Here is a 5373-nt window from a genome sequence, read left to right on the forward strand (position 1 = left end):
TGCCATGGGTATTTCCTCTTTTTTGATGAATCTTTAACAATCAAAGATCGGTAAATAGCTGTTTGACGGCTCATGATGCATAAAAACCATCAAACCGTTGACGCTATGGTTTTACTACTAAAGCTTATTTATTAACAAGGATTGATAGCGCTACAGCTGTCTATATCTTTATATAGAGACATTATACGTGCTTTTCAATCTCTTGCACATTGCCGCGTATTATAACCCACATTGGCAATGCTACAATGCGACATTGTCTTCCTGTGTTTTTTTAATAAACAGACTTATTAATAAACGGATTTATTAATAAACTGACAGCACTAAAAGGCAACACCTCAGTGTCACCCTTAAATCATTATCTGCCACACTCTGTTTATAATTTTCAATATTCTATAATTTCGATATCGATATGTATATTTTGTAAAATACAATACTTTATTAAAGTGCCTCGCTTTGTCAAAAGAGCAAAGCCAATATAAAACACTTGAATAATAAATGGAGCTCATATTGAGAATTGAACTCAAGACCTCTCCCTTACCAAGGGAGTGCTCTACCGCTGAGCTATATGAGCGTGCTTTTAAAAACTACAGTAGCCAACCACTGGGTTGCACTAAAAAAAATATCACGATACAGCAATAATAACTGACTGTCGTGATGATTGATAGTTGCTGCGATGGTGCATATATGGAGCGGGTGGCGGGAATCGAACCCGCGTCATTAGCTTGGAAGGCTAAGGTGTTACCATTATACCACACCCGCATTTACTCTTATGCTGTTTGACTCTGATAGCGAGTCGTTCAGGATATAGAGTATGCTTGGCGCTAGGACAAACTTTGAAAAAATATGGTGGTGGGAGAAGGATTCGAACCTTCGAAGCTTTCGCGACAGATTTACAGTCTGTTGGGTTTGACCGCTCCCCAATCCCACCTAGATTGCTTGATATAAAATCACCTTAATTTAAAGCAAATTCATAAAAAGCGACTTTGAAAGAGATGGTGCCGACTGCCGGGATCGAACTGGCGACCTACTGATTACAAGTCAGTTGCTCTACCAACTGAGCTAAGTCGGCTTGTTCTCTCAAAGTGGTGGCTATTCTATCAAATATTTTGATAGACGCAAGCTCTTTTTTGGTTTTTTTAGTATTATTTTCATAAAAACCGTCAAACACTTGATTACGTTACTGTTTTTTCTAGCATTAAATCGCTCTTTTTATCGCGATTGATATTATCAGCCACGCGGGAAAGTAAATAGCTTGCCACTACCTCTCTAGCCATCATTATTTTTACTACCTAAATCAATAATAAAACCTTTTAATTAACTTTATATTTTATGACTTTTAACAAATGATTCATAAAGTTAATCTATAAACGGACAATTTATGCAGTAATTCGGCAAACTGCCAGTGATAATTAGATAACCTTTAAAATTTTGCAGGTTAAATAAATGATATCAGCTGGCAGATGCGTTTTTTAAGGAATGTTATAAGCGATTTTTAAGGATAAATCGCCTTATACGATGCCCATATTAAACAACCATAATGCTAGGCCAATAATTAAAACTGCCACAAAGACCCATATAAACCAACCGCCGCTGGGCTTTTTCTCAACCTGTCCCGCATTAGCAGGGTTATTGATGGCTTGATCCATGGCATTATTACCAGCTGTACCAAGGTCGCGAGGTTGACCCAAGTTGGCAGTGCCTGAGAACTGCGAAGTAGCAGCTTGCTTGGCGCGTAATACATCAGGATCTGCTTCTTCTTGCAGAGCGGTTTTGGTGGTTTTGTCATGCTTTACAGCGTCTGCTTCTTCTGGTGCTTGACGAGCTGCCTTCTGTATTGGTTCTTCTACAACAGGCGCGCTCGTTACTGCCTCTGTTGCTACCTCTATAGTCTCTGTAGGCTTGGTTTCCGCCTGTTTAGTAGGCTCAGTGGCCACTGCTGCTGTTTCAATCGGTGCGGCTTCGACTGGTATTGCTTCACTACTATCATCTGTCGCTGACAAGACTTCATCGATACCTGTTTCTTTTACCACTGGCTCAGCCTCTACAATTTCAACAGGTTCGGCTGGAGTGTCTGCAACAGGTAAGAACTCTTCAATTTTCGTTTCTTTGACCACAGGTTCTTTAATAACAGCCTCTTTAACCACAGGTATAGCGGCAGCAGGTGCTAATTCGCCAACCGTGTCAGCGCTAGCGCTTAGTGCTGGCTCATCTGTCACAAGTGGAGCGGCTTGCTCATTAGCCAACGTCGCAGCAACTGGCGCGCTTACCTGAAAGCTAAAGCTGGCAAAACCTAGCGTATCATTGGCAGCAAGGTTTGTAGATTTATTGGCCTCAATGCGCTGCTCGTTGATAAAAGTACCGTTTGACGATTCTAAGTCCTTCACGTACAACTCACCGTTTAATACGCTCAGTACCGCATGATTGCGTGACACTTGCTTGCTGCCGAGCACCACATCATTGTCGCTACCGCGTCCCACAGACAGGCTGTCACTGACTGTCAACGTCAGATCACCCAAGGCTTCGGTTAGGGCGTTAAGCTGCCATGTTGCGCCATCTGTGGCGACTGGTGTATTGGCATTTTCTATATGGTTCGTCATGCTATCACTCCTTATTTTTATTAAATGTTCAATGGCTATCTTTCTAAATAATTCTCTTTATTAAATAGCGTTCCTTATTCAATAACTGTCTTCAAATGATGAGCTTAATATCCGCTGAGATTTATCGTCTGCATTATTTAGGAATAAAGCGGGGTTTTATAATACCGCCAAGTTTCTCGTAGGGGATACTAAGCACGGGCATACCATAGGCATAGGGACTAATAGAGTAATGCTGATAACGAATATCGACCCCTTTATCGGTCAAGGTTACGTTATCACTTAAGGTAAACGGCCAGCTTTTCTCATAGCTTACAACGTCTTCATCGACCGTTTTGACCCAGTTTTTATAGGCATCATAAGCTAAGGCTTTAAAGCGAGGTTTCTTGTTAGGCTGGAGCATATCTGCTAATTGGATTTGTTTTTTCCTCTGTTGGTCAAACACCAGATATTCGCTATAAGGCATACCATGAGCGCCGCCCGTATAAACGTACGAGCTAATCTCGAACAGCTCGAAATCGTTTACATGACCCAAGTATTCGGGCGTGACCATTAAGTTGTAGACGAAAACGCTGTCTTCGGGCAAATCAGCAAACTGTGAGTTAACAAACCCATCGATAGCAGTTTTGACATCTGCTGGGCTACTTTTTTTAGTAATGGGCGCAGATTCGGTCGGTTTACTATTAACGACCAAATGATTGATACGCTCATTGGTCAGCTTATTTATCCAAGGATGATTGGTCTTGAGATATTTAACCTCAATCTCTGGGCAGTTATCACGCGCCGCGCATTTTTCTTCTATTTTTTGGGGTAGCTCATACTCTAAGTATTCAGTGTGGCTAATCAGGCTCCCAGCATGCGCTGATAAGCTTAATGCGCCAAGCAGCAGCCCACCACCTAACGAGGTTATTAGTCGCAGCCAAGCCGTCTGTGAGGCAGAGTTTTGAGACAATTTTGACTTATTAGTATGTGGTTGGAGTGCCGCTTTCATATAGCCTCTTTAATATGCAGATAAGGTGTCTTGATATTCTACCGTAACCATTCTGTAGTATTGTAGGTACACTGTTTGTGTTTTTGGATACTTAGTATTTTTGATAATTGGTGTTTCTAATGACCAGTGCTTTTGGCAAACCAGCCTTTATCCGTTTATTCGTTGTAAAAATTATCCGTAATAAAAAAGACACGATATCGTGTCTTTTAAAAGTAAGCAGGAAGATTAAAAAGCTGATTTTAATGCTCGCGTGTATTGCTAAACGTCACTTCTGGATAGCGGTCTTGCATCAGCTGTAAGTTCACGCGTGATGGGGCTAAATAGGTCAAATAGCCGCCGCCATCTATCGATAACTGGTCATGCGCTTTGCGTTTAAATTTCGCTAATGCTACTTCGTCGTCACAATGAATCCAGCGTACAGTCGCGATAGATACCGGTTCAAAGATACATTGCACTTTATATTCTTCTTTTAGACGATGCGCGACCACTTCAAACTGTAGGACACCGACCGCACCCAAGATTAAATCGTTATTAATCTGCGGCATAAAGACCTGCGTTGCGCCCTCTTCACTTAACTGCTGCAGACCTTTTTGCAGCGCTTTTGATTTGAGCGGGTCTTTTAATACCACACGGCGGAACAGTTCAGGAGCAAAATGCGGAATACCGGTAAAGTTCAGCTCCTCCCCTTCGGTAAAGCTGTCACCGATAGAAATCGTTCCATGGTTATGTAAACCGATAATATCACCCGGATAGGCTTCTTCTAACGCTTCACGGTCACCAGCAAGGAAAGTCAAAGCATCGGCAATACGCACGTCTTTACCCAAGCGCACATGCTTCATCTTCATGCCTTTTTCGTACTTGCCTGAGCAAACCCGTAAGAACGCAATGCGGTCACGGTGACGCGGATCCATATTGGCCTGAATCTTAAACACAAAACCGCTAAATTCGGTTTCGGTTGCTGCCACTTCGCGCTCATTGGTCGGGTGCGATTTTGGCGGCGGCGCATATTTGATTAAAGTATCAAGTACCATATTGACGCCAAAGTTACCCAGCGCCGTACCGAACAATACCGGTGTCATCTCGCCCGCCAAGAACGCCTCAACACTAAACTCTTCTAGCGCCATTTGTACCAGCTCAAGTGACTCTTCAAAAGCGTCAAACATCAGCTTACCCAAACGCTCACGGATATCAGGATAATCATAGCCTTCACGCGTCTCAGCGACCGTCATATCACCGCCGTGACCTTTTTCATAAAGGTAGGTTTTGTTTTCGGTTAAATGATAGACGCCAACGAAATCTTGCCCCATACCGATAGGCCAAGTGACTGGAATACATTTAATCTTTAATACCGCTTCGATTTCACTCAATAGCTCAAGTGGCTCACGAATCTGGCGGTCAAGTTTATTGACAAATGAGATGATGGGCGTATCACGCATCCGGCAAACTTCCATCAATTTGATGGTACGCTCTTCGACACCTTTTGCGCCATCGACCATCATCAGCGCACTGTCTACCGCGGTCAGAGTACGATACGTATCTTCACTAAAGTCGGCGTGACCCGGTGTATCTAGCAGATTGACCATATGGTCTTTATAAGGGAACTGCATGACCGAGGTGGTGATAGAGATGCCACGTTCTTGCTCCATGCTCATCCAATCAGATGTCGCATGGCGGTCGGTTTTGCGGCCTTTAACTTCACCAACCACCTGAATCGCTTGACCCCAAAGCAATAGCTTTTCTGTCATGGTGGTCTTACCCGCATCGGGATGCGAGATAATGGCAAAGGTG

At 43.1% G+C, this 5373-nt stretch carries 3 protein-coding genes and 4 tRNA genes; all 7 read right to left on the reverse strand.

The features are described 5' to 3' along the window. Positions 1-496: 496 nt before the first annotated feature. Positions 497-571, reverse strand: a tRNA-Thr gene (locus B3Q63_RS04695). Between the two features lie 114 nt (positions 572-685). Then, positions 686-759, reverse strand: a tRNA-Gly gene (locus B3Q63_RS04700). Positions 760-844: 85 nt separating this feature from the next. Further along, a tRNA-Tyr gene (locus tag B3Q63_RS04705) sits at positions 845-928 on the reverse strand. 65 nt (positions 929-993) lie between these two features. Then, positions 994-1069 (reverse strand) — tRNA-Thr (locus B3Q63_RS04710). A 439-nt stretch (positions 1070-1508) separates the two neighbouring features. After that, a complete protein-coding gene (locus B3Q63_RS04715) occupies positions 1509-2597 on the reverse strand; it encodes an FHA domain-containing protein (protein WP_296174362.1) in 1089 nt (362 codons plus the stop codon). Between the two features lie 133 nt (positions 2598-2730). Continuing rightward, positions 2731-3585 (reverse strand): RsiV family protein, encoded by an 855-nt coding sequence (locus tag B3Q63_RS04720; protein WP_296174364.1) that lies wholly within the window; start codon positions 3583-3585, stop codon positions 2731-2733. A gap of 239 nt (positions 3586-3824) precedes the next feature. Next, positions 3825-5373, reverse strand: a 1549-nt coding sequence (locus tag B3Q63_RS04725; protein WP_296174367.1) for a peptide chain release factor 3, incomplete at its 5' end; no start/stop codon positions are given.

Origin of the sequence: Psychrobacter sp. UBA2769 (assembly GCF_002352555.1) — a bacterium.
Taxonomy (GTDB): domain Bacteria; phylum Pseudomonadota; class Gammaproteobacteria; order Pseudomonadales; family Moraxellaceae; genus Psychrobacter; species Psychrobacter maritimus.